The organism is Thermalbibacter longus (assembly GCF_023806485.1).
GTDB lineage: Bacteria > Chloroflexota > Chloroflexia > Thermomicrobiales > Thermomicrobiaceae > Thermalbibacter > Thermalbibacter longus.
Genome location: NZ_JAMSLR010000005.1, coordinates 75985 through 100969 on the forward strand (window position 1 = coordinate 75985; position 24985 = coordinate 100969).

General features: G+C 66.6%; 17 protein-coding genes. 6 read left to right on the top strand and 11 right to left on the bottom strand.

All coding sequences use genetic code 11. The features are described 5' to 3' along the window. The 4 genes from NET02_RS08920 (at position 1) to NET02_RS08935 (ending at position 2946) form a co-directional block, all read left to right on the top strand. Entirely contained in the window at positions 1–807 is an 807-nt protein-coding gene (locus tag NET02_RS08920) for a hypothetical protein (RefSeq protein WP_284057050.1), read from the top strand. 109 nt (positions 808–916) lie between these two features. Beyond that, on the top strand, positions 917–1942 hold the full coding sequence (locus NET02_RS08925; RefSeq protein WP_284057051.1) for a DNA-3-methyladenine glycosylase family protein: 1026 nt from the start codon (positions 917–919) through the stop codon (positions 1940–1942). Continuing rightward, positions 1929–2150 carry a DUF2795 domain-containing protein gene (locus NET02_RS08930; RefSeq protein WP_284057052.1) on the top strand — a complete coding sequence of 74 codons (222 nt, stop codon included), beginning with the start codon at positions 1929–1931 and terminating at the stop codon, positions 2148–2150. The genes NET02_RS08925 and NET02_RS08930 overlap by 14 nt, the downstream gene beginning before the upstream one ends. A gap of 361 nt (positions 2151–2511) precedes the next feature. Further along, positions 2512–2946 carry a TIGR03668 family PPOX class F420-dependent oxidoreductase gene (locus NET02_RS08935; RefSeq protein WP_284057053.1) on the top strand — a complete coding sequence of 145 codons (435 nt, stop codon included), beginning with the start codon at positions 2512–2514 and terminating at the stop codon, positions 2944–2946. Positions 2947–3073: 127 nt separating this feature from the next. On the opposite strand, the gene NET02_RS08940 is transcribed toward NET02_RS08935, so the two are convergent. The 3 genes from NET02_RS08940 to NET02_RS08950 all read right to left on the bottom strand — a co-directional run bounded on the left by NET02_RS08940 (position 3074) and on the right by NET02_RS08950 (position 5583). Beyond that, entirely contained in the window at positions 3074–4153 is a 1080-nt protein-coding gene (locus NET02_RS08940; RefSeq protein WP_284057054.1) for an ABC transporter permease, read from the bottom strand. After that, positions 4150–5121 (bottom strand): ABC transporter ATP-binding protein, encoded by a 972-nt coding sequence (locus NET02_RS08945; protein WP_284057055.1) that lies wholly within the window; start codon positions 5119–5121, stop codon positions 4150–4152. Before NET02_RS08945 ends, NET02_RS08940 begins: the two co-directional genes overlap by 4 nt. A gap of 165 nt (positions 5122–5286) precedes the next feature. Further along, a complete protein-coding gene (locus tag NET02_RS08950; protein ID WP_284057056.1) occupies positions 5287–5583 on the bottom strand; it encodes a hypothetical protein in 297 nt (98 codons plus the stop codon). A 213-nt stretch (positions 5584–5796) separates the two neighbouring features. Between NET02_RS08950 and NET02_RS08955 the strand changes: the two genes are divergently transcribed. Further along, a complete protein-coding gene (locus tag NET02_RS08955) occupies positions 5797–6318 on the top strand; it encodes an arsinothricin resistance N-acetyltransferase ArsN1 family A (RefSeq protein WP_284057057.1) in 522 nt (173 codons plus the stop codon). A gap of 58 nt (positions 6319–6376) precedes the next feature. On the opposite strand, the gene NET02_RS08960 is transcribed toward NET02_RS08955, so the two are convergent. Next, positions 6377–6802 carry an ester cyclase gene (locus tag NET02_RS08960; RefSeq protein WP_284057058.1) on the bottom strand — a complete coding sequence of 142 codons (426 nt, stop codon included), beginning with the start codon at positions 6800–6802 and terminating at the stop codon, positions 6377–6379. Between the two features lie 124 nt (positions 6803–6926). After that, a complete protein-coding gene (locus NET02_RS08965) occupies positions 6927–9017 on the bottom strand; it encodes an AAA family ATPase (RefSeq protein ID WP_284057059.1) in 2091 nt (696 codons plus the stop codon). A 939-nt stretch (positions 9018–9956) separates the two neighbouring features. Here NET02_RS08965 and NET02_RS08970 point away from each other — a divergent pair. Further along, on the top strand, positions 9957–12398 hold the full coding sequence (locus tag NET02_RS08970; protein WP_284057060.1) for a CBM96 family carbohydrate-binding protein: 2442 nt from the start codon (positions 9957–9959) through the stop codon (positions 12396–12398). A gap of 281 nt (positions 12399–12679) precedes the next feature. Here the strand turns inward: NET02_RS08970 and NET02_RS08975 are convergent, their stop codons facing one another. The 6 genes from NET02_RS08975 to NET02_RS09000 all read right to left on the bottom strand — a co-directional run bounded on the left by NET02_RS08975 (position 12680) and on the right by NET02_RS09000 (position 24972). Next, a complete protein-coding gene (locus NET02_RS08975; RefSeq protein WP_284057061.1) occupies positions 12680–13663 on the bottom strand; it encodes a hypothetical protein in 984 nt (327 codons plus the stop codon). A 60-nt stretch (positions 13664–13723) separates the two neighbouring features. Next, entirely contained in the window at positions 13724–17716 is a 3993-nt protein-coding gene (locus NET02_RS08980; RefSeq protein WP_284057062.1) for a fibronectin type III domain-containing protein, read from the bottom strand. A 108-nt stretch (positions 17717–17824) separates the two neighbouring features. Further along, entirely contained in the window at positions 17825–18538 is a 714-nt protein-coding gene (locus NET02_RS08985; protein WP_284057063.1) for a hypothetical protein, read from the bottom strand. 21 nt (positions 18539–18559) lie between these two features. Then, a complete protein-coding gene (locus NET02_RS08990) occupies positions 18560–19753 on the bottom strand; it encodes an endo-1,3-alpha-glucanase family glycosylhydrolase (protein ID WP_430981077.1) in 1194 nt (397 codons plus the stop codon). A gap of 2163 nt (positions 19754–21916) precedes the next feature. Beyond that, complete coding sequence (locus tag NET02_RS08995) at positions 21917–23344, bottom strand: alkaline phosphatase family protein (protein ID WP_284057064.1); 1428 nt, start codon at positions 23342–23344, stop codon at positions 21917–21919. Next, positions 23341–24972, bottom strand: coding sequence for an ArnT family glycosyltransferase (locus tag NET02_RS09000; protein WP_284057065.1), 1632 nt, complete (start codon positions 24970–24972; stop codon positions 23341–23343). The genes NET02_RS08995 and NET02_RS09000 overlap by 4 nt, the downstream gene beginning before the upstream one ends. Between the last annotated feature and the right edge of the window lie 13 nt (positions 24973–24985).

Genomic DNA, 24985 nt, shown 5'->3' on the forward strand with positions numbered 1-24985 from the left:
GTGCTGGTCGTTGTCCTCGGCACCAACGACGTCGCCTCGGCGGTCGCGCACCGTCTCGTCGCGGCCGGCTACTCCGTAGTGCTGGCGGAGGGGCCGGCACCGGCGGTCACTCGGCGCGGCATGGCCTTCGCCGATGCCGTCTTCGACGGCGAGGCGGAGCTGGCCGGGCTGCGAGCGCGGCGAGTCGAGTCGATCCCCGAGGTGGAGGCGCTGCTCGCCAGCCGGGTCGCTATCCCGCTGCTCGTCGGCTGGAGCCTGCGCGACCTCGCGGGCAGCCTGCGGCCGAACGTCCTCGTCGATGCCCGGATGCGCAAGCGGGCACAGCCGGAGACCCTGCGCGGGCTGGCACCGCTCACTGTCGGCCTGGGGCCGGGCTTCGTTGCCGGCGAGCAGGCGGATCTGGCCGTCGAGACGGCCTGGGGCGAGGATCTCGGCCGGGTTATCGCGCGCGGCCCGACCCGGCCGCTCGAGGGTGAGCCGCGGGAGATTGCTGGGCACGCGCGCGATCGCTACGTCTACGCCCCTCTTGCCGGCGTGTTCGAGACGACGCGCCAGATCGGCGAGCTGGTCGAGGCCGGCGAGCCGCTGGCCCGCATCGGCGAGGCCATGCTGCGCGCTCCGCTCGGCGGAGCTATCCGAGGCTTGACGCGGAGCGGCGTTCCGGTGAGCGTGGGCACCAAGGTGATCGAGATCGACCCTCGCGGTGCGGCTGGGCAGGTCTTCGGCATCGGCGAGCGACCGGCCCGGATCGCAGCGGGCGTGCTGAATGCGATCCGGGCCTGGCAGGCCGAAGGGCGCGGGGCTTAACCCCGGAGCCTTCTCTTACCAGCGTTTTCTTCTTGACAGGTTAGAACATTGGTGCTACAGTGCGGCCTGAGAGCGTCGCTCGCGACACTCGTCTCGCGGGGAGGTGCACATGGATGCGCGGGTGGTATCGGCGCGCCTGGAGGAGCCGGCGCCGCAGCCGTTCGACTTCGTCTCGACGGCGAGCGAGCACGGGTGGGCGTACCTGAAGCCGTTCGAGTGGGACGAGGCTGCAAGCGAGCTCCGGCGGATTCACCGGCTGGCCAGCGGCCGAGTTGCGCGCCTGCGGATGCGGGAAGGTTCCATGGGCAGCTCGTCCGTGAGCGTGGTCGTCGAGGCGGTGGGGGGCGCGCTCACTGCCGAGGAGGAGGCGGAGATCCGCCGGGTGGTGCGCCGGATGCTGCGGCTGGACGAGGATCCCTCCGAGTTCTACCAGTACTGTGCGCAGCTCGACGGCTGGAGCCTTCGCCTTACGCCGGGCGGTGGACGGCTGCTCCGCTGCCCGAGCCTCTTCGAGGACATGGTCTACACCCTCTGCACGACCAACGTGAACTGGTCAGGCACCAAGCGGATGGTGGAGCGGCTGGTTGCGACGCTGGGCGAGCCGTTCCCCGGCCGCGACGACTGGCGCGCCTTCCCCACGCCGCAGGCGATCGCGGCTGCCGGGCCAGACCGCCTGCGGCAGGAGGCCCGGCTCGGCTACCGGAGCGCCTACCTCTGGCAGCTCGCCCTGGACGTGGTCGAGGGGCGGCTGGATCTCGGCGCGCTGGAAGACCCGGGACTCAGCACCGAGGAGCTGTACCGCGCCCTGCGCCGGATCAAGGGGGTCGGGGACTACGCGGCGTCCACGCTGCTGATGCTCCTCGGGCACTACGACTTCATCGGCATCGACTCGGAGGCGAAAGCGTTCGTCTCGCGGAAGTACTTCCAGGGCCAGCCGGTCGGCGAGGCGCAGGTGAGGGCGATCTATGAGCCCTGGGGTCGCTGGCGCTACCTGGCGCTCTGGTTCGACGTCCCCCCACACGACCCAACAACCAAACATGACATAACTTTACACACCACTCCTCGTGGTGTACCCTCGGCGTCGAGCGGTCGCCAGGACTGCACGACGAAGGGAGAGAGCGATGACACACCATGAGGCTCACGGCCAGGGGCAGATGCCCAACCCGGTGCAGGTACAGAAGCTCCTCCGAGGGATCGACTATCCGACCGACAAGCGGACGCTGCTCGACACCGCGCGGCGCGAGGGCGCCGATGAGAACGTGCTGCGTGCCCTCGAGCGCCTGCCCGAGACGACGTTCAACAGCCCCAACGATGTCTCGGAGCAGATGAGCAAGTTGATGTAGCCGGCCACCGCGCGCCGGTATCGGGGGACGGCCGCCCGGTCGTCCCCCTTCGTCCGGGAATACTCCGGCGCTCGGCGCCTTCACGCTGCGCGGGTGGTCCGGCTCACAGGGGTGGAACGGCGAATGAACGGCTTCCCCGCGCTCTCGCCGCCGATGCGTTGTCCGCGCTGCTGGCCTCGAGATCTCGCAGGGTGATGAGGTCGTCCACTGGGGCAGCAGCGGCACCAGCCGGAACCCGGTGACCTCGGTGATGATCTAACACGCTCGTCCACCTTCCCAACCGGTGACGAAGCTGCCGGCGCCGGCTAAGCTAGGCTGGGTAACGGCCGATGACTGGGCAGCAGGCGAGGAGGCGCGGCGGATGGCTGCGACGCTTAGCCCAGCGGAGCGCGCCTTCGTCGACGCGCAGCGCGTGGGGCACCTGGCGACCGCCGACGCCCGCGGCGAGCCGCACGTCGTGCCGGTCTGCTACGCCTACGACGGCCTGTGTTTCTATACCCCGATCGACGAGAAGCCGAAGCGGGGAGATCGTCCGCTCAGGCGGGTTCGCAACGTGCAGGAAACTGGCCGGGCGGCGCTGGTCGTCGACCGCTACGATGAGGACTGGTCGCGCCTGGCCTGGGTGATGGTGCGTGGGCGGGCGGAGATCCTGGAGCCCGCTCATCCTGACCACTCCCGGGCGCTCGCGCTGCTGCGCGACCGTTACCCCCAGTACCGGGGAATGGAGCTGGAGCGCCTGCCGGTAATCGCGCTGACACCGGAGCGGGTGGCGAGCTGGGGCGCGCTCGACGGTTGATCTGCGCCGGCTCAGGCAATGGCTGAAGCCGGTGCACTGAGGAGTCCGCTTCACCACGCCGCCGGAATTCGCCCAGCGCTGTGTCGAGGCGACCAGCGTGTTGGTGTTCTGAGCCGGGCCGCCGGCCTCACACCGCTCGCGGCTCCCAGCGGAAGAAGCGGAGGCCGATCGCCAGGCCGACGACTGCGGTCGCCACCATCACCAGCAGGTTCGGCCAGGTCGTCAGGATGCTCTGGCCACGGATGATGATCTCTCGCAGTGCCTCGACCAGGTAGGTGAGGGGCATGATCTTGGTGAGTGGCTGCATCCAGGACGGCGCGGTGTCGACTGGGAAGAAGACGCCGCTCAGGAACATCATCGGGAACGTGGCGATGTTGGCGACAGCCGACGCGGTCTCCACGTTGCGGGTCATCCCGCTCACGATGAAGCCGAGCGAGATGAAGGCCAGACACCCGGAGATGACCAGCACGAGCAACGAGAGCACGTCGCCGGCCACCTCGAGGTCGAACAGGGTCATGGCGAGCCCGATGAAGATGATGGCCTGCAACACGGCGATCCCGAGCTGGCTGAGCACATGGGCGACCAGGAACTTCCAGAGCGGGAAAGGCGTGGCCTTGATACGCCGCAAGATCCCGCGCTCGCGGTAGCCCACCAGCCCCATCGACATCCCGATCACGCCGTTCTGCATGATGGCCATGCCGAGGATGCCGGGAGTGAGGAAGTCGATGAAGCGGAGCGCGTTGCTCTGGACGCCTTCCACCGTGATGTCGATCGCCGGCTGGGCGTTCGCCATCTCGGCGTTAGCCCGCTCGAGGAACTGCTGGATGGCGAGCATCGCCACCTGGGACCGCTGGAAATCCGTCTGGTCGTAGAGAATCTGCGCGCTCAGCCGGCCACTGTCCGCCTGCCGGAAGACAAGCACGGCATCGCGATCCCCCTCCTCCAGCGCCTGCCGCTCGTCCGTCTCCGTTCCCAGCGTGATCGTGAAGCTGGCGGTCTGCCGCATCTGTTCCAGGATTCCCTGGGATACCGGCGACTGCTCCGCGCCGACCACGCCCACCTCGAAGTCGGGCCCCTCGTCGTTCCCGAGAATGAAACCGAAGAGGACGATGAAGATGGCGGGGAACGCGAGCATCCAGAAGAGCGCCATGCGGTTCCGCAGGGTCATCCGGATGAACGCGAGCGTCATGGTGCCGAGCCCGCTCATTCGCGCAACCTCCGGCCGGTGTAGTGCAGGAAAACATCCTCCAGCGTCGCCGAGGTGACCGTCAGCCGCTCCACCTGGCCACCGGCCTGGCGCACGCGCTGGAGCAGCGCTGTCAGCGCCGTCTCCGGGTCTTCTGTTTGTAGCTCCACCTCGCCGTCGACGAACTGGGCACTGGTCACGCCGGGGAGGGAACGAAGAGCGGCCTCGTCGAGCGCAGGCCCGTCCAGCGTTGCCCAGATGGTCGCAGCCGGACCGAGCTGGGCGATCAGCCGGCGAGGGGCGTCGCAGGCGAGCACTCGCCCGTAGTCCATGATCGCCACCCGGTCGCAGAGCGCTTCCGCCTCTTCCATATAGTGCGTCGTCAGCACAACGGTGCGCTTCTCGGCTTTGAGGGAGCCGATGATGTCCCACAGGTTTCGGCGAGCGGCCGGATCGAGGCCGGTCGTCGGCTCGTCAAGGAAGACGATATCGGGGTCATTGACGAGCGCGATGGCGAGCGAGAGCCGCTGCAGCTGCCCGCCCGAGAGCGTGGACACCCTCGCCGTCGCCTTCTCGGTCAGCGAGACGCGATCCAGCAGGCCGTCGATGCGCGAGCGGCTTGCGTCGGTCAGGTAGAGCGTGGCGAACAGACCGAGCAGCTCGCGCACCGTCAATTCCTCGAAGAGGGCTGTCTTCTGGAGCTGCACCCCGATCCGATGCTTGATGCGCTCCGGATGATGCACGACGTCGACACCGGCAACCTCGATGCTCCCACCGTCGGGCGGTCGAAGTCCTTCGATCATCTCGATGGTGGTCGTCTTGCCGGCGCCGTTAGGGCCGAGAATCCCGAAGACCTCTCCGGGATTGACCGCCAGATCGACGCCATCGACCGCCGTGACTGCGCCGTAGCGTTTGACCAGCCCTCGTACCCGGATGATCGGTTGAGCGGTCGGTTCGGTCTCGGATTGCCTGGCCGCAACTGGCTGCACGCTCCCCGCTCCTTGCGCTCGACAGAACGCCATCCCTGGTTACCACACGAGCTCGACCGGTGGCACCGCAGTATACCATCATTTTTGTTCATCTGTCGCTGGCCTGGATCCGGTCTCGCCCGTCCCGCGCGAGCGCGGCGTGCACCGCCGGGCAGCCACCGGGGTTCAGCGCAGGACGTGCAGCAGGGTGTAGATGCCGAGCACGACCATCATCGCCCCAGCCAGCGCGCTCGGCCAGCCGCGAGTGCGCGCCGCGGCCATCATCCGGGCGCCGTGCAGCGTAATGATCACGGCGGCCGCTGCCGAGAGCGCGATCATCACTGGACGCCCGGCTTCGGCCAGGCTGCTCCGGCGCACGAGCGTGGCGACCACGAAGAGGACGAACAGCACCACGACGCTGGCGAGCGGTGGTAGCCAGACCGGCGTCGTCAGGCTATGCCGGGCACTCGGGATAAGGCGCATAGACTCCGTCCGATCTCACGGCAGATGCCCATCGATCGGGCGCTAAGCATACCGCAGCGACTCAGGCTAGACCTCGAGCGAGTAGTGCACTGTGCACAGCGAATGCTGAGCTGTGCACGAGGTTCCGGTACGCTTCCGTGCGGTTCAATAGTTCGTGCGGATGGATCGCCGGCCGGGTGGTCAGCTCACCCGGCATTCGAGAGCGAGGTGGAGATGCAGGTCACAGCGAACGAACTCGCTATTCGGCGGGCTCGCCCAGAGGACGCGGCGGCGATTGCCGAGATCTACACCCAGGGTATCCTCGAGCGGATCGCGACGTTCGAGTCGGAACCCCGCACGCCGGAGGTGATGCTGGCCTGGCTGGCCGAGCGCGACGAGCGGCACCCGGTGCTGGTAGCCGAGCGGGACGGCCGGGTGCTGGGCTGGGCATCGATCAGCTCCTACCGACCGCGGGCGTGCTACGCGGGGGTGGGCGAGTTCTCGATCTACCTGCACCGCGACGCGAGAGGGCAGGGGATCGGCAAGGTTCTGCTCGGCGCGCTGATCGACGAGGTACGCCGGCTGGGCTATTGGAAGCTGCTCTCGCGCGTCTTTCCCTTCAATACCGCCAGCCGGCGCCTCTGCGCCGCGCTCGGCTTTCGGGAAGTCGGGGTCTACGAGAAACACGCCAAGCTCGATGGGCGCTGGCTCGACGTGGTCATCGTCGAGCGGTTGATCCCGGAGAATTTGACCTGACCCACTCGGACGGTCAGGCAGCGGAGCGAGCGCATCCGAAGTATGAGCCGCAGGGTGGCTATTCCTCCGGAAGCGCGGGGAGCAGCCCGATTTGACGCAACACTCCGGCGAGATCCCAGAGCGTGAAGCGTCGCACTACGCGGTCGCCGCGTATCTCGAGCATCGAGATGCCGGTGAATTCGAGCCGACGGCCGCTCGGGGGGATCCGGAGGAGCGTGCCCGTGTGCGTTCCGCGAATGCGCCACAGCAGCGCTGCATGGTCTCCCTCGGTCAGCAGTTGGTCCGGGATCAGCTCGAGGTCGGGGAATGCTCGGAGAAAGCGGCAGAAGGCACGGCGCGCGCCCTCCGGGCCGATCTCTGGGCGCACCTGCACGATGTCGTGTCCGACGTACTCGGGCGCGTGGAATTCCGCCACTCTGTCCGGGTCGTGCGCGTTCCAGGCGTCGACGAGGCCGCTGACCACCTCAGGTATCCCCTTGCTCATGGCTACCCCGCTTCGACCAGCGCGGCCGCTGGCGGCATGCACCTGCGACGCATCGTGTCCACTCTAGCGAGGCAGCCGTTCCGTTGCCAGGGCACCAAGTGTTCAAAATGAGGTCATTCTCTGCTCAGCTCGCCGTCTCGCCGAGTTCCTGCAGCCAGAGATGCTCCGCGATCCAGGCTACCCCCGCCTTCAGGTAGCGCCGGTAGGTGCTGAAGGGAAGCCCTAATCGCTCCGCTGCCTGCTCCTGCGGCTCGACCGGGTGCAGGTATGCCGTCTCCAGTACCTGTTGCCAGCGCTGGAGCCGGGGTATCTGGCCGAGCTTAGCGACTGCCTCCTCGATCAAGCAGCGCAGCGCGGCGACCCGTTCGTGGGCCTCGGATTGTAGCCCAGCCCGCTCGAGCACCAGCCGCGACTGCACCAGCGGGTTGCTGCGCAGCCTGATCACGTTCGTAAAGTCGCGCAGCGCGTGCTGGACGGCTTCCGAGAAATCCTGCTGGCTCAACACGAGGATCGGCGTTGGGGGCTGCGAGGGCATCGCGTGCGCGTCCCCGGAGATCTCGCGCTCGTCCAGCACGGTCAGCCAGGCTAGCGGCGGCATGACTCGCCAGTCGTGGCCGTAGACACCGTAGTCCCGTCCGCCGATGGAGAAGTCCGCCTCGGGCAGGCGCTGGAAGTCGACGTAGCCCAGCACGGGTGCCCAGAAGTCGGGGTCCGCGCAGGGAATAAAGGTGAACGCCAGGTGCGAGGTCATCAGGTAATGGCGCACCATGTTCACGAACAGCAGGCTCTGGGCTGCCGAGACGGACTGGTAGGTGTCGCGCGCGAGCCAGAAGCGGAAAAGGGTCGCGGCCTCGCCGGGGCGCAGCGGGGCGTGCATCTCGAGGTAGCGGCAAGCCGCGGCCACCGCCGGGTCGTGCTCGGCCTCGCCTGGAGTCAACTCATGCAGAGCGACCTTCGCGAGGAAGGCGACCGGCTCGCCGGATGCGTCGCGGAGCACCACGACGCCGTGCGGCTGGCGGGCCAGCCAGTACTCGGCCAGCCTGGCCGACTCGGGCCCTTCGTGCGCTTCGACCATGGCGATGAGCGCCGGTCGATCGGCCGGGTGCATGCTGTCGGCCCGCAGGCTGCCGGTCCGCCACTCGAAGAACGGGCGCACGGCCGGGCTGTAACGGTGCAGGTAGATGTAGTCCAGCAGCGTCTGCTGCTGCGCCGGGCCGGTTGGCTGCCGCAGGCGGGCGATGTAGTATCCCCGGGCCCGGCGGTGCAGCTCGGCGTACCAGTCCGGGTTGCGCCATCGCATGTCGGCGACCAGGATATCCCGGGCCAGCTCATGTGGGCAGAGGCCACCGGGCGCTGGCTCGATGAAGGAGAGGCTGCGTAGCCAGGTGAACAGCTCGTCCGTGCGTGGCAGATCGAGCATCGCGCCGAGCAATGCCTCGTTGAGAGACCGAACCAGGGCGCATGCCTCCAGGGCGGCCCGGTGGGCTGGCCCTGGTGCCTGCTGGAGGAACTGCTGCAGCAAGACGCGGACGACGTCGAACGCTGAGTCAGGCTCGAAGTGGAACCCTGGGCGCTGGTCGAACAGGTCGGCCACCAGCGAGAGCGCGAGCGGGTGTCCATGAGTGAAGGAGAGCACAGCCGGGTGCTCGTCGGGCGGAACGCCGCGTCGGATGAGGTATTCCTGTGCTTCCTGGAGCGTTAGGTTGCGCAGCGGGAGCACCCGCATCAGCGTATGCCAGTCGGCGTCGGTCTGCCAGTGGGGCGCCGGCGGCTGGCGGCTGGCGATGATCAGAAGCAGGTCTCCTGGCGCGTCGCTGAGGAACTCGTCGCGCAGCCAGGGCTCGAGCGGCTGCAGCAGCTCGTAGGCGTCGAGGAAGACCACCACCCGGCCGCCCGGAGTGGCCAGCGCGTCGCCGAGCGGCCCGTCCGGCGGTAGCCCGGCTGCCCGGCGCAGCGCTTTGGTAAAGGCGGCCGGTGTCGGCTCGATCGCGCGCGCATCCAGCCAGCGGGCAGCGACATCGAGCTGGCGACAGAGCCGGGCGAACTCGTGGAGCAGCGCCGTCTTGCCGATGCCGCTCGGGCCGTAGACATAGAGGATATTGAAGGGGCGGACGTCCGCGAGGAGCGCGGTCTGTAGAAGCTCGAGCTCTGCGGTGCGGCCGACGAAGAGGCGGTGGCGCAGATCGCTGAGGTGATCAAGTAGACGCCCTGCCACGTCCCATCCCTCCCTCTTCCCAGTCTGGATGCGAAGCAAGTCCAAAAATCTTACGTCCATAGTACTCCAGTACTAGGAGTTTTGCAACTACCCAGTTATCTATTTGGTTCTCTGGAATAGCGGTGCCCGTCGAGCCCTGGGTTGTGACAGGTTGACACAGGACCCGTCGGCTGCTACTCTAGGCACAACAGTCTGTGAGGGGTTTCACAACTTGACATTCTGTGCCCCTTCCAGACTGGAGCCGCTCGCGGCTGTACGGTCGCAACGCAGGCGGCGGTCAGGGAAGTGATGGTCGGGGAAGGGCAGGGGAAGGGGAGCGTGAACGGCTCCAGCTCGACCACGGCTCAGCACTGTTGCTCGTCTGACGACATTCGAACCCTCCTGCGCCTTCCCGGCAACGCTATCCGGGTAAGTCGGAGGTAGCGCTTGCGGGGCGTATCGTTCGGGCTGAGCGCATCGCCCGCCGGCTGGGAAGCTGGCCCGCGGCGAGAGCTCGTCGCACCGGGTCTCCCCCCTCGGGCGGCCGGCTCGGCCCTCATCCAGGGGGCCCGGGGCCCACCAGCACCACACCACGCTGACCAACGAAGCAGATCCCTGGCGCACAGACACTCTCGACCGCGCTGCGTGCGGGGAAGGGACGCAGCCGGCAAGTGTCCTGGTGACAGGTGAGTTTGCCACTTGGTCACTATCTGTTCTGTCTCATTCCTCTCATCTCGTCTCGGGAAATTCATCAGCCTGAGACTGCATCGCCTGAGTATTCCCACTGGTTAAGAAATTCGTCCCGATTTCTCTCCGCCAGGAAGGGCTAGCTATGCCCTGGCGCAACGGGTCGTTGCGCGGGCTCTGCCACTGGCTCAGTCTTTGACGTAACGATGCGTACGGACAGTTCGCCGGGAAGAGGGGTGCGAGCGTGAAGAGCGTGAAGGAGGACGGACGGAGATGACACGACAATCACTGATGCGCTGGCTGGCGTATGCCGGCGTGCTAGGGGTGCTCGTGGCCGCCCTTGCCGTCGCCTGGAGCGGCCAGAGCCTCGGGGCTACACAGCGACTCGGCTTTGCGGCCGAGGCCGACGCCTATGTCTACCAGAGTAACCCTGACCAGAATTATGGCCGTTCGACCTCGTTGCGAGTCGACGGCTCGCCGGTGATGCGCAGCTATCTGCGCTTCAACGTGCAGGGGTTGAGCGGATCGGTGACCAAGGCCACGCTCTGGGTCTACGCCGAGAGCGCCCACCGCGACGGCTACGAGGTACGCCCAGTCGCGGACACGAGCTGGGACGAGCTCAAGGTCACCTACAACACGGCCCCGCCGGTCGGCTCCAGCGTTATCGCCCGATCCGGTGGCTTTGCTGCCGGGCAATGGACGGTCGTCGACGTCACGCCGCTGGTCAAGGGGAACGGGGCGATCAGCCTGGCTCTGACGACGACGAGCTCCACGCAGATGAAGCTGACGAGCCGGGAACTGGGCACGAACCCGCCCCAGCTCGTGGTGGAGACCACCAGCTCTTCGACGGGCTCCACGCCGTCGGCGACTCCCACTCCGACGCCGGCGCCTGGATCGGGCTCGACGCCGACGCCGACACCGACTCCCCCGTCTACGGGCGGTGGCAACCCAAGCTTCCCGATCCGGGCCGCCTTCTATTACCCCTGGTTCCCCGAGGCCTGGAAGCAGTCCGGCATCTTCCCGTACACCCGGTACCACCCGTCTCTTGGCTACTACGACACGGCCGATCCGGCGGTGATCAAGCAGCATATCGCCGCCATGCAGTACGGCCAGATCCAGGCCGGCATCGCTTCCTGGTGGGGGCAGGGGCATCACACCGATAACGACTTCGCCGTCATTCTGAAGGCGACCGACGGCACCGGCTTCAAGTGGACGATCTATCACGAGCAGGAGGGACAGCGCGATCTCTCGACCAGCGAGATCCGCTCCGATCTCACGTACATTCGCGACAAGTACGCCAGCGACCCGGATTACCTGCGGGTCAACGGCAAGTTCGTCGTCTTCGTCTACAACGCCGACGATAGCTCCTGCGAGGTGGCGGATCGCTGGGTACCGGTCGCCCGCGAACTAGGCGCCTACCTGGTGCTCAAGGTTTTCTCCGGCTACCGGAACTGTGCCAATCAGCCCGACTCCTGGCACCAGTACAGCCCGGCCGTAGCGACTGACCACCAGAAGGGCTACTCCTACACCATCTCGCCGGGCTTCTGGCACCGGCAAGAGAGCCAGCCGCGTCTTTCACGCGACCTCGCGCGCTGGCAGCAGAACATCCGCGACATGGTGGCTTCTGGCGAGCCCTGGCAGCTTATCACCACCTTCAACGAGTGGGGTGAGGGCACCAGCGTCGAGTCAGCCGAAGAGTGGAAGACCAGCTCCGGCTACGGCGCCTACCTGGATGCCCTGCGCGCCAACGGCCAGTCCACCGGCGGTACCAACCCGACGCCGTCCCCCACGCCGAGCCCAACACCGAGCCCGACCCCGTCGCCGGGCACGACTCCCACGCCGACTCCGCCACCCTCCAGCGGCGATCCGGTCGTGGTGGTCGCGGCTGGGGACATCGCCTGCGATCCGGCCTCGAGTGGCTGGAACAACAATAACGGCACCAGCTCCTCCTGCCGCCACAAGTACACGGCGCAGGTGGCCGCGGCCCAGGGCCCGGACTACGTCTTTGTCCTCGGCGACAGCCAGTACGAGGACGGGGCCTACGACAAGTTCCTCAAGAGCTACGACCCCACCTGGGGCCAGCTCAAGGCGATCACCCGGCCGGTGCCCGGCAACCACGAGTACCTGATTGAGGGTGCGAAAGGCTACTTCGACTACTTCGGCACGCTGGCCGGTGACCGCGCCAAGGGCTACTACGCGGTCGATCTGGGCAACGGCTGGATCGCGATCGCCGTGAACTCCAACTGCTCCAAGGTGGGGGGCTGCCGAGCCGGCTCGCCGCAGTACACCTTCGTCAAGAGCGTGCTGGAGGCCAATGCCAGCAAGAACATCCTGGTCTACATGCACCACCCGTACTGGTCGACCGGCAAGTACCACAACTGCTGTGACAGTGACCTGACCGACCTCTACAAGCTGTTCACGCAGTATGACGTGGAGCTGTCGCTGGCTGGGCACGACCACAACTACCAGCGGCATGCGCCGCAGCGCTGGGACGGGACGAAGGACCCGAACGGGATCCGGCACTTCGTGAACGGCGCCGGCGGCAAGAACGTCCAGGACGTCGACGCCAACAAGGCGGCGAACAACTGGGAGTTTGCCGACGAGACGCACTTCGGGGTGCTGGTGCTCAAGCTGTATCCGGATCGGTACGAGTGGGCCTTCGTGAGCGATAGCGGGGCCGTACTCGACAGCGGCTCCTACAAGGTGCAGAACTAGGTGTCAGGGCAGCCAGGGGTACTGGCTCTACCCTGGCTGCCCCTACCCAGCACGCTGAATTACCAACGGTCCCAGCGGGCAGGCCCGGGGTTCGAAGCTCCGGGCTCAGCAGCCAAGCCCCGTGAACGGGGCTGCCGCGGGAGCTGGCTTCAGTCAGCTTTTCGCGGGTGAGCGCCGGGCTTTAGTCCAGCGTGAAGGGATGTCTTCACACTCGCGTCCAGCGCGCGGGAAGCGGGTACGAAGTGCGGGCGCAGCGGTAAATCCCTGCGCCCGCTCCACGCTCACCGGCCGCCGACGATCGCAATGATGGTCGCCTCGCCGTCGGCGCAGAGCTCGCCGAGACGGCCAGCCGGCGGCTCGAAGTACCACTGCCCGTACTCGGTCCGGCACAGCGCAAAAGGCACGGGCTGCTGGGCGTGCTCGAGATAGGCAGCAACGCAGCCGGTATAGTCGCGCTCGGGGCAAAGCTGCTCGGCCTCCTGGCGCAGAGTCGTGCCGGTCGTCGCAGGCTCGCCCTGTGGTACCGGAGTGGCTAGGGGGGCACTCTCGGCCAGCCGGCGGATGAGCAGCGTGCCGAGCGAGCGGGTCCGGTCCTCGGCCACGGCGCAGGGTTGCGCCCCAGGCGTGTCGCAGGGGGCGCTGACTGTGATCTGCCCGATCATGTTCTGCAGTCGGACCATGAGAATGAACCGGCTGATCGGCGGGGCGTCGTACCGGCGAACCAGGAAGAGGCTCTCGTCTCCCAGCCTATCCCGCTCGATCTCCATCGCGGACGGCTGCGCCAGGAGATCAGTAGCCTCGGCCGTGAACGCCTGGCTCGCTCCCTCGATCGTCTCGTAGAGATCCACGCGGCAGGTCGCTCCCGTGAAGGGGGCATCGAGCATCTCCTGGCGCGCTCGCTCCAGGGCCGCCTCGATCTCTGCTTCCGACATGGTGCCGTCGGCGTCCTCCGCTGGGACGCTCGGCGGCTCGAACGCCCAGTGCAGGAACGACCCGGTGACCCGCCCCCAGGCCGCGTAGTCGCGCTCCCGCTGTGCCGGGTCGGGCGCGTCTCGGGCGGCGGCTGCGTTGTCGTAGATCTCCTTGCCGATCACCTCGAACCCGCCGGGCAGGCTCTCGACGCCGAAGCAGAGGTTCTTCGTCATCGTTCCTGCCTCGGCCACGAAGAACGGCCGCTGCACCGCGCTGCCGCAGGCCAGGAGCGGCAGCGCCAGGCAGATACCGAAGGCTGCTGACCGCAGTCCACGACGTGAAAGGCGCTTCACGCCTCGTCTTTCTCCTCCCGCTCACTCGTCGGCACGAGCATCCACCTTCCGCGCTTGCGCTCACGGGATGAAGCTCGTGCCGGCCGCCACGTCGTCGAAGATGACGTCATAGGTGCGGCCAGTGGAGTTCTCCCCGAGCTGGATACGGCCGATCGGGTTGGTACCGAAGTTCTCGGCGGCGCTGACCACCTTGGTGCCGTCGTACCAGATCTCGATGAGCCCGCTGCTGCCGGTGACCAGGCGGACCTGGAGCTGGTGCCAGGTACCCCTGGTGACGCTCGTCGTGGTGGTGACGCTGCGGGCGGCGACGTCGCTGCGGTAGCTGAGCTTGCCGGTACTGGAGAGGTAGACGCCGCCGAGCGAGGAGTTCGTGCTCGTTCGGAACTTGAGGAGGTAGACGGTGTTGGAGCCTTGCGAGGCCACGTTGAACCAGATGCGGTAGTAGAGCTCGCTGGCGGTCTGGCTCAGGGTGGCGATGGCGAAGGTGGCGCTGCCGGTGGAATTGCCGCGGGCTGCGTAGGTGCCGCCGTGTGGTGCCTCGCTGGTGATGGTCAGACCGCTGACGGTGGACCACTTGGCGAGGGTGCCGCTCTCGAAGTCGTCGCTGAAGAGCAGTCCTGCGGCCGGCGTGGTGGCGGTGGCGGGGGTACTCTGGGCCGAGTGGTTGCCGGCGGCGTCGAAGGCATCCACCGTGTAGGTATAGCTTGTTCCGGCAGTCACCGTGGTGTCGGCGTAGGTGGTGGTGGAGCCGTCGACGGTGGCGAGCTGGACGCCGTCGCGGTAGACGGTATAGCCGGCGACGCCGATGTTGTCGGTGGAGGGGTCCCAGCGCAGGTCGATCCGGGTGCTGCTGGTGGCGGTGGCCGAGAGGTTGGCCGGCACGGTGGGCGCCTGGGTGTCGCTTGGAGCAGTGATCTCCCAGGTATGCGTTGCGGGACTCGGGTCGATGTTTCCGGCTGGGTCGGTGGCGACGACGGTAAAGGTGTGGCTGCCCGCCGTCAGGCCGGTGTAGGTCCGGGGGCTAGTGCAGGCCTCGCTCGTGCCGGTGTCGAGCTTGCACTGGAAGGTGCTGTTCGGCTCGCTGGCCGTGAACTCGAAGGTGGCGCTCGTCTGGTCGGTGGTGGCGGGCGGTGCGCTGGTGATCGTCGTCTCCGGTGGGGTGGTGTCACCGCCACCGCCGCCGCCGCCCCCGCCGATGAAGGCGGTATCGACCGCCACCTCGTCGAAGGCGAAGTCGTAGGTGCGGCCGGTCGAGTTCTCGCCGAGCTGGATACGGCCGATCGGGTTAGTGCCGAGCGACTGCGTCTTGCTCAGGGCGTCCACCTTCGTGCCGTCGTACCACACTTCGACCAGGCTGGAGGAGCCGTTGATGACGAGGTGGACCTGGACCTCGTGCCACTCGCCGGTGGTCACGGTGAGCGAGCTGGTGGTGCTCTGGCCGGCCACGTCGTTGCGGAAGCCGAGCTTGCCGGTGCTGCTCACGTAGAGCCCGAGCAGCGAGCCGCCGGTGCCGGTACGGAAGCGGAGCAGGTAGACCGTGTTGCTGCCCTGGCTGATCCGCTTGAAGCGCAGGCGATAGTAGAGGTCGCTGTAGGTGCTGCCGAGCTGCTTGGTGGCGTAGGTGGCGCTGCCGGTGGAGGTGCCGCGGGCGGCGTAGCTGCCGCTGAAGACCTCCTGCTGCTGGACGATGAGGCCGGTCGAGCTCGTCCACTGCGAGAGGTCGCCGGTCTCGAAGCCGTCGCTGAAGAGCGCGGCCGCAGGCGTCGTAACGGTCACGGAGTTGCTGGGGCCGGACACGTTGCCGGCCGCGTCGCGCGCCTTCACTTCGTACGAGTACGTGGTCTCGGCGACGACCGTCGTGTCCGAGTAGCTGGTCTCGGTCCCGATCGAGGCCAGGAGAGCGCCGTCGCGGTAGATGTCATAGCCTGCGACGCCGACGTTGTCGGTCGAGGGGTCCCAGCGCAGGTCAACCCGGTTGCTGTTGATGGCGCTCGCGGTCAGGTTGGCCGGCGGGGTCGGTGGCTCGGTGTCGGTCTGAGCCGAGAAGGCGACCAGGACATCGGCGGTCGTGCCAGCATGCCGGACCTTGAGATGGAGGAGCTTGGCTCCGCTGTCGTAGTACCAGCTCGAGCCGGTCGCGGCCTCGAAGTCCGGGAGGGAACCGGCTGCCGCGACCAGCGTGCCATCCACCTTGACCCGGTCCGGAGCCGCGTCGGTCTGCATGCGCAGGCGGACGAGTGCCTCGGCTGGGTTGTTCAGCGTGAACGACAGCGCCTGGATGTCTCCGGACCAGCTCGTCGCGGTGATGCCTTTGGTGTAGAGCTTGTTGTACCAGATATCGTCCGCAGTGGTCGTCCGATCGATATGGAGGCGCTTGTCGGTTGGGAGCCCGGAGACATCGATGAAGAAGATCGGCTGGGTCATGGCTCGGAGCGAGCCGCTCGAGCTGAGGATCTCCGCCCGGACATAGGTGAACGGACCGTCGAGCGGGACCGCCTTCGTCGCGTCGTAGGAGGAGCCCGGTGGGTTCTCGCTCGCGAACACCTCACCGTTGCGGATCCAGCGGATGGTGTAACTAGTCCTCAAGTCACCCGTGACGGCCAGGTGGACGTTCGCGGTGGTCTGGGCATCCGAGACATAGACCGGGTAGCGCGCCGGGTACGGTTCCTGCGATGCGGCGTCGAGGTTGAAGACCACCCGGCCCCCGAAATCGTTGCGCGCGTTGTAGACGCGTCCCTCGAAGTAGGAGTGGATCAGCTCGTTGAAGTCGAGCGCCGGAGCGTAGATGTACGTGGCTGCCTTGCCGGCGCTCTCACCAGTGTGAGTGTCGCTCGACCAGGTCCCGATGATCTGCACCCCTTGTTCGAGGATCGTGTCCCAGGCTGCCACCCATTCCGGCTCCCGCACCTCCAGGAAGTCCGCGCCGCCTCCCTTCGTGTCGATCGCTTCCTGGACGGTGATCGTCGTCCCCGGGTGGTTGAGCTGAGCCGGGTAGCCGGTCTGCTGTGTCTCTGCGATGCCGTCGGATCCGTAGAGGTAGGAGACGTACTGTGTCGGATCGGTGATGGCGAAGTTGAACCGGTTGGAGTGCTTCTGCTGCCCCATCTCGTACGAGGCGAAGACCTCGAAGGTGCTCGTGTCGAAGTCGTCGACCCGCGGCGTGCGGTAGACGAACTCGTCCGCTGGAGCAACCGGATTCGAGGCGTCGATCGAGTAGGTATCGAAGTAGGCCTCGGTCGTCCCGCCGTTGCCCGCCGCGGCCATCTTCAGGAACGTCAAGCCGTTGTAGTCGAGCGGGCGATCCGCGGCCGGTATGTCGTTCAGCGCCTGGGTGACGTTGATGGTGTAGTGATTCCAGGCGTTGAGCGTGGGGGTACCGAGCGAATAGACCAGGACGCGCTGGTTCGGATCTGAGGACGGGGCGCGCGCCGAGCCGAGCTGCCAGACCAGGACGGTCGATTTGCCTGGCGAGACGATCCCGTCCTGCGTCGTGTAGCCGTAGGGATCCTTGACCACCGTAGGGTCGCCACCGATCGAGACCGACACGTAGATGCCGGATCCGGTATCGATCCGCGTCGGATAGATTGAAACCTTCAGAATAATGTCGCCGGAGCGGAAGTTCGGTCCCCGCTTGGTCCAGACGAAGGCTTCGCCATAGCCGCTCGAGCGGGCGCTCAGCCGGAGCGAGCGGGATCCGGTGTTGACCGGCGAGGTGGCCAGCTCGTTGCGGCTGCTACTCAAGCTGCCGAACGTTCCTTTCTCCCAGCGAGTATAGCTGTCCTCGAAGACCATGTGGTTCGCGGTCAAATTATTGATGTGGAAGCTGCTGCCCCCGTTGTGGTCGGTCAGGAAGAGCGCGTTGTAGCCCAAAGCCTTGGCGGCGGCCGCGTGAATGCCGACATCGGTATAGCCATCGGCGCTTACCGAGGAGTGCACATGGGTATCGACCATGAACCATTGCCAGCCGGGCTGGGCGTGAGTCCGCTCAGGCAGGAGCTCCGAGGCTGGTGCGAGCAGGAGAGCGATAGCGAGCGCCAGCAGGACTGCACGCATACCTCCCGGGTAGCCACGCGCTAACGCGCCGGCAGCGCGAGCACCGAGCGAGGCGAGACGGATGCGTGTAGCTCGTATCGAGTGGCGAGGTGCATTCATGGTGTCCTCCTAATGATCGTGGTGCTCGTCCTGCTCGGGATTGCCTACGACTTGGAAGGTATCGAAGATCCGCTTCGCTGCGTCCAAGTCGGCCGGAGTGCGAACCACCACGCGGATGAGCACGATGAAGCCACCGTCCGGCGTCGTCGTGACGGCCGTGATCACGCTGCTCGCTCCGTCACACGCGAAATGGTCGAACCATCCCTTGTAGATGGCGTCGTCGTAGTCGAAGCGCCGGCCGCGAGCGCAGCCGCGGGAGAAGTCCTGCTCCTCGGTCTGGAGTACCGTCTGTGGGTCAGAGATCTCGGTGAGGAGGTGAGACACGCCGATGAAGACACCAGGAGCTGACCGCCGATTGAAAGCGGCGAGGTCAGTCGAGGCCATCAGTGTGACACCGACTTCCTGCCCCTGGTAGACCCAGGGCAGGTACTCGATCTCGTTCCAGGCTGCCGGTACTTCCACTGTGATCTTGTCGGAGTCGTGACCGAGAGTCACATAGCTTCCGTAAGGTTGCGCTCTGCTCGATGGCCCCTGGCGTACCCGGTCGACGATCTCCTGGGGAACGGCGAAACGCCGCTCAGCCCGGAGCCGCGCGACCGGGTCTTCTCCTCCCGGTGGCGGGGCTGGCCGCGGCCCCGCGGCGGTGTAGGCGGCAAAGCTGCTAAGTGCCAGGAGTACGAGTACCAGGACGGTCAGGTAACGATGGCGAGATAGTCGTTTCATCGGTGGTACTCTCCTCTCCCTCTAGAGCAGGTCAGCGGCGGTCTCGTCAGTCGTGTTTCGCCTCCCCGAGTCAACCGGCTGCTTGCGCCGGTAAGCCTCTCTCCAGACGATGGCGGCGAGGCTCGCGATCAGGAGGAGAACCATCGCCCCGATCATCGGGAGCCCGTAACCGGCCCCGGTGGCCGCAGGGGCGTCCGAGTCGAAGTTGCCGACATCCGGGGCAGGCAGCCCGCGGATCTGCGCGAGCACCTCCAGGTAGCGCGCGCCGTACTTCTCGCTGGGCTCGATATGGCTGTTCTCGCTGAACTCGTTCCAGCTAATGAGGCCGATCGCGTCGGGCGAGGAGCTCAGCGCCGCGGCGAACTCTCGCTTCAGAGTCTCGCCGTCCTTGCGCTCGACCACCCGGGTGCCGCCGATGAGCCGGGCATCGAAGCCCGGCGCTGCCGGAGCGATCCAGAGACCACCGTCCGCATGGACTGCGTCGCCCATCTCTTGCAGCTTCTCCTCATAGCCAGGGTAGGTATCGGGATTGACCGACGACCAGTAGTAGGCATTGCCGTCGACCAGGTGCCTTAGCCGCTGGTAGCCCTCGAGATTGCGCTCGGACGCGAGAATGTAGATGCGATCGCGGAAACGCTCGGTAACGCTCGCAATCTCTTCGACCGAGAATTCCCAGGTCCCAGACCAGATGACGACCGGGCGGCCGAAGAGGTCGAAGGCCGGGTGATTCCCCCATCGGTAGACGAAGTAATCGAGGTCTCTGGCAACCTTCTCGACCGGGATAGGTTCTCGCTCGAAGTCCAGCCCCTGGTAGATGATCAGTAGCTTGAAGTTCTCGGTCTCGGCCAGCTCGATAAGCTGCTCGAGCCGGCGGTTGAGCTTGGGCATGCTCTTCCAGCTCACGATGAACCCGTTGATCCCCGCCTGCTTGGCCCAGCGGATGTGCTGCTGCATAACGGCCCGGTCGTCGCTCGAGTAGCGGCCGAGCAGCGGGTAGTCGGTCTTGGCCCGGTCCCAGGAGGTCGGGTCGAACCAGATGTAGTAGTACGCCAGCACCGGGATCGGGTCGGTCTTAACCGGCTCGGTAGCCGCCAGGGCCGGGACGGAGGCCACGAGCGCGGTGAGCGCTGCCAGGAGGAGGGCGATGGCGCGTGGCCAGGCCCCGAGCCTGACCCTGGCGATGGCGGTCGCTGTGCGGTACGGTCTCGCTCTCACGGCTCCCCCCTCTCCAGCGAGCTGGGCAGCACCTCGTGCGGTGTCCCGGCGTGCTCCGGGTGGTACTCGAGCCGCGCTCGCTCGAAGTACTGCACCCGGATGCCGGTCTGTGGATCGACGAACTCCTCGCTGATCGGGTAGCCGAAGAGCGCGAGCGACTCGCGCAGTGACACGTCGGGATCTCCGAACTCCAGCCCGCGGCTTCGCCAGTAGGCCCGGAAGTACGAGCAGACCCGGNGCGCAGTGACACGTCGGGATCTCCGAACTCCAGCCCGCGGCTTCGCCAGTAGGCCCGGAAGTACGAGCAGACCCGGTGCCCGGTTTGCCAGAAGTAGGTGCAATCCTCGCGCTCTTCCGGCACTGGCTCGCGTGGCTGGAACGGCTCGGTGTCGAGGAGCCCGCGAGAGGCCGCATCCTCGTATCCCAGGAGCCCGAGCTGGACCTCGTACGGCGTACCGCTGAGCTCCGGGTGGTACTCGAGGCGTGCCCGCTCGAACTCCTGCACAGTCACTGCCTGGCCTGTCCGTGGGTCTCTCCGTTCGACCGCCTCGCTGATCGGATAGCCGAAAGTCGAGAGCCCACCGTTCCGCTCCCAGAACGCTCTAAAGACATCGGCGATCGCCTCCTCAGGCAGCACAGCCCGTCCGGGGGTGAGACCTGGTGGAGATGACTCGGGGGACAGGGCCTCGGCCTCGTTGATCGCTCCGGTCTCGGTCGTGGTCTCTGCCGGCGGGCCTGCCTGGCTCTGAGCGGGCAGCGGCGTATCGGTCGACTCTGCCGGTGCCCGGCCGGAGCCGAGCGCGAAGACGGTCAAACCGATCACCAGCGTCGCGCCGGTCATTGCTAGCGCCGCTGTGCGGTAGCCATGAGACGGTACCGGGAGCCTGAGCCAGGTTAGCAGGTGAGGCCGGCCCACGAACAGCAGCCCAACAGCGAGCAGCCCGACCAGCACGCCGGCCACGGCCATGTCGAGGTAGCTGATGACCAGTAACTCCGCTTCCTGATTCTTCGAGAGCGCGACCGGCGAGGCGGGTGAGAGTCCGGGGGCGCCTGCGACACTGACCAGGTATTCCCCACGTGGGAGCGACGTGACGAACGCCTGCCGGTCTGGACCGAACGGGATGACCTCAACCGAACCGTCGGGATACTGGAGCTTGATACCCTCGCCGATCGGAAAGCCGAACAGCGCATCTCGCGCCGTGAACCGGGCTGCGTAGAGCAGCAGCTCGATCTGCAGTCGAGCGCCGGGCTGGAGGTAGAACCGCTGCTGGAACTGGTTCACGACGTTGGTGCCGCCGATGATGACGCTTTCGACCGACCACTGGACGGGCGTTTCCTCCAACCCGTTGACGCGCCGGACAACCCGCCCAGCTTTGAACCACTCTGGGCCCGGGTCCGTTAGCGTGCGTGTCTCGCCGAGGCTGCTCTTGAGCGTGATCGAGGTGATCCGCTTCGGGTCTACCGGCAACCCCGCGAGATCGACGAACGAGAAGCTCGCCTGATAGCTGACGTCGAATCCGACCTCGAGCGACTTCATCTCCGGGATCTCGACCTCGCGTGCGGTGGTGAAGATCTCGTCCCCCCAGCGGCTGAACTCGGCGCGCATGTCGTCCCGCTCGATGGGGAGCACTTCCAGCGGGTAGATCCCGGGCGTCGAGACCTCGACGCGCGCTACGCCGTCCGCACCCGAGCGGAGGGTCTGCCCATTGAACGAGAAGGTGACGCCAGCGAGGGCTGGGACGGTTTTGATCTCGAGCACGGCCGGCGCGATCGTCAGCGTCGCTGTGGCGCTCGCCGGTTGCAGCGAGCGGCTGCCTGCGTACACCACCGTGACGGTGTATTGCCCGACTGGGAGGAATCGGCGGATCGGGAACGATGCGACGCCGGCGAAGTTCGTCCGTGTTCGCCGCTCGCGCACGCCATCGATAAACAGCTCGAGTGCCTCATTGTTGACGGCGCCGGGGATGTCGCCAGTCGAGCTGGTGAGCTGGGCGACGATGGTAAAGTCCTCGCCGACCGTGACCGGATCGAGCGGCTGGATCGTCAGCGCAGTCGGAAGCGGCGAGTCCTCGGCGGCTCGGGCCGACGCCGCGGGTAGCAGCGTGCCGAAGGCGATGAGCGCTAGAGCGAGAATTATGCTCGCGAAATACCCTTTTGATGATCTCATTCGTCGGGTGCTCCCCTCGATCTCTTCGTCATCGAGCGCCTCCGGCGCCGGGTGAGTCTCCTCAGTGGGTAGACAGGGTCGGCGCTTCGCTGGCGGCGGGAATCGAGCGCTGCCCAGCCGATGACCGAGCCGGCCAGGACGAGCCCCATCCCGTAGGCGCTATAGATCACGCCGCGTCGCGGGCTGGGGCGCTGCTCCTCACTGACTCGTTCCTCCGGGATGAAGACTGGTGGCCGGGGTGGCTGGGAGAAGTCGAAGGCGTTGATGATGCTGTTGGCGCGGGCGTCGCGCTCCGCTAGTGGCTCGAGCCCCCAGTTCTCCTCGATGAACTTGAGGATCGAGGTGAAATCGAGCTCAGTGTGATCGATATAGCCGCGCTTGGCGTACGGGCTGACCAGGAAAGCCGGGACGCGGAAGCCGTAGCCGTAGTCGTCGACCTTCGGCGGAGGAACGTGGTCGTACCAGCCGCCCCAGTCGTCGTAGGTGACCATGAAGGCCGAGCTCTCCCACGCGTCGCTACGCATCAGGGCCTGGATCAGCGACTTCACGAACCGCTGCCCTGCCCGGATGCTCCCGGGCGGGTGCTCGCTGGCGCCCGATGGCACGATGTAGGCCACCGAGGGCAGCGTGCCGTTCTGGAGATCGGTGAAATACTCGTCCAGCGGCACGATGTGGCTGAACAGATCGGGATTGTCGATGAAGCGCGGGAAGTTGAGCAGCGGGCACCACACTACCTGAGCGGCGCGCTGGCCTCCCTGGTCCATCGTGCGGAAGGTGATCGTCGGGTCGTAGTTCTGGATGTAGAACTTCCAGGAGATCCCGCGCTCCTCCAGCCGGTCGAAGATCGTGATCACGTCGTCGCCGTATCCCTCGGGAGGGATCCGGTTCTCCTCGCTGCCCGGCTGGGCCGCGACCCAGTACATGTGGTTCCAGACGCTGCCGCCTATGGCGGAGCTGAAGAAGCGATCGAATAGCACGTACTGGTCGACCAGGTTCCAGTAGTAGGGCAGGTCGCGGCCATCGTAGTAGCCCATGGCGAGCGATCCCTCCTGGTTGCGCAGTCGCAGGGCCCAGATGAAGCCGTCCATCTTCCCGCCGTTGTACTGGTTCAGTGCAGTCGCGGTGCTGTGATCGAGGTCTTCGATCGGCCGGTTTCCGATGTGGAACGGCTCGACGCACTCGCTCGCTGGGTCGGCGGGATCGACCGGCATGCAGACCCCCTCCGGGATCCCGTCGGCGCCGGGGTAGGTGCCGAAGTAGTTGTCGAAGGTGTGGTTCTCCTGCATCAGCACGATGAAGTGCTTGATCGGCGTCTTCGGCTGTGGCTCGGCGGCCCGCGCCGCGCGCTGGGGCAGGAGCCCGATGAACAGGGCCAGGCAGGCCAGGAGTGTCGAGACAGTGGAAAAGACTCGCCGGCCGATCATGGGCGCACCTCGTAGATGACGATGACCGGCTTCTGCACGACGGAGCCGTCAGGGGCGGCCACCGGGATCGACTCGGTGTGCACGATCCGCCCGTGGTATCGCCGGGCGTAGCTGAGCAGCTTCTCGGAGAAGAACGGTGATCGACCGGCTGAGAACGAGTCCCAGACGATGTACTGCAGCTCGCCGCTCCGGAGCTGGAGGTCAGGGTTGAAAATGGGTTCGTAGGACGGATTGCGGTGCAGCGGGTTCGGGCTGACGGAAAGCCCTTTCCCCTGGCGATGCCCGTAGAACTGGATGATGTTCGCCATCGACGGCCCGACGGTCATGAAGCGCGCTCCCTCCGGGGTGTTCTCTCGGATCCACTCTCCCGCTTCGCGCCCGCCCGGCACGCCTCCCGAGCCAGCGAGGAACCGGTCTGACGTCGAGGCCTGGATGCGCGACCAGCTCGGAACCAGCAGCGTCAGCGCGATAGCCCCGGCCAGGAGCGGGGCGAGCCACCCCGCACGCCGGATCTTGGTGGCGGCTGCCCGTTGTCCGAGCTGGATGACCGCTTGAGCGGCGAGGATCGCGAGGGGCGGTGCGATCGGCAGGAGGTACTGGAACCCTTTCGTCGGCCAGGACTGGAAGAACAGCACCGGCACTACGATCCAGGCCACGAGCAGCTTCTCGCGCCAGCTCCACCGGCGGCGAACCAGCCAGAGCCCGAGGAGCGCGGTCAGGATCAGGAGCGGGCCGATGGCGAGCGGCACCGTCGAGGGATAGAACGTCCACTCGTGGTTCGGCCGCCGGAACAGTTGCCAGACGAGATACTGGTGAGCGCGCTGCGAGCCGCCCCCGCCGGCCAGCGTGATCGAGAGGGGGAAGGGGGCGATGACCAGCGCCATGATGGCGGTGGAGAGCGCCAGGTCGCGCAGGCGAAAGCGGATCTCCGGTGCCAGGGCCAGGAAGGCGTAGATGCTACCGAGCAGGATGATGCCGGTCTCCTTAGCCAGGAAGGTCAGACCCATGCCGGCTCCGGCGGCGTAGAGCCACACCGGGCGCTCGGTGGCCGCGAAGCGCGACACCATGTAGAGGCTGAGCGTTGCGCAGAAGGTCATCGGGCCATCGAGCAGGATCTGGCGCGTCACGATAACGTGGTACGGCATGAGCGCCAGGAACAGCGCAGCGATTGCGCCGGCGCGTCGCCCGTAGAGCCGCGCTCCGGCCCGGTAGACCAGGTACACCGTTGCCAATCCGACAGCGACGGAGACGAGCCGGCCGACCAGGTCGGATCCATCCGTGCCGCCGATCGGATACGCGAGGGCCAGGATGAACTGGAAGAGGAGCGGATGGGCGCGGAAGATCGGAAAGAACTGGCTCAGGATCGGGTCCCCGGCGATGGCCGCTGCCTGTCCCAGGTAGACTGCCTCGTCGCTGTTCAGGCCGAGGCTGTTGATCTGCCAGAGCCGGAGCGCGGCTCCGGTAACCAGCGCAAGTGCGAGTATCAGCCGATCGACCGTCGCTGCCGCCCCGGCGGCCACCAGCGCGCGCCGGGGCCAGGGGTGAGCGCCGACCCGAGGGAGGGACGTGGCTGGAGATGCGTTGCTCTTTGTGCGTTGTCGTTGATCGATATGAGGCTTCGTTGCCACTCTTGCTCCTGAT

What these genes read in the sequence shown, in the direction of transcription:
- NET02_RS08935 (WP_284057053.1), top strand. Translation starts at nt 2,512, where the DNA reads ATGGCTGCGACGCTTAGCCCAGCGGAGCGCGCCTTCGTCGACGCGCAG.
- NET02_RS08940 (WP_284057054.1), bottom strand. Translation starts at nt 4,153, where the DNA reads ATGAGCGGGCTCGGCACCATGACGCTCGCGTTCATCCGGATGACCCTG.
- NET02_RS08950 (WP_284057056.1), bottom strand. Translation starts at nt 5,583, where the DNA reads ATGCGCCTTATCCCGAGTGCCCGGCATAGCCTGACGACGCCGGTCTGG.
- NET02_RS08995 (WP_284057064.1), bottom strand. Translation starts at nt 23,344, where the DNA reads ATGATCGGCCGGCGAGTCTTTTCCACTGTCTCGACACTCCTGGCCTGC.
- NET02_RS08925 (WP_284057051.1), top strand. Translation starts at nt 917, where the DNA reads ATGGATGCGCGGGTGGTATCGGCGCGCCTGGAGGAGCCGGCGCCGCAG.
- NET02_RS08980 (WP_284057062.1), bottom strand. Translation starts at nt 17,716, where the DNA reads ATGCGTGCAGTCCTGCTGGCGCTCGCTATCGCTCTCCTGCTCGCACCA.
- NET02_RS08985 (WP_284057063.1), bottom strand. Translation starts at nt 18,538, where the DNA reads ATGAAACGACTATCTCGCCATCGTTACCTGACCGTCCTGGTACTCGTA.
- NET02_RS08960 (WP_284057058.1), bottom strand. Translation starts at nt 6,802, where the DNA reads ATGAGCAAGGGGATACCTGAGGTGGTCAGCGGCCTCGTCGACGCCTGG.
- NET02_RS08955 (WP_284057057.1), top strand. Translation starts at nt 5,797, where the DNA reads ATGCAGGTCACAGCGAACGAACTCGCTATTCGGCGGGCTCGCCCAGAG.
- NET02_RS08930 (WP_284057052.1), top strand. Translation starts at nt 1,929, where the DNA reads ATGACACACCATGAGGCTCACGGCCAGGGGCAGATGCCCAACCCGGTG.
- NET02_RS08970 (WP_284057060.1), top strand. Translation starts at nt 9,957, where the DNA reads ATGACACGACAATCACTGATGCGCTGGCTGGCGTATGCCGGCGTGCTA.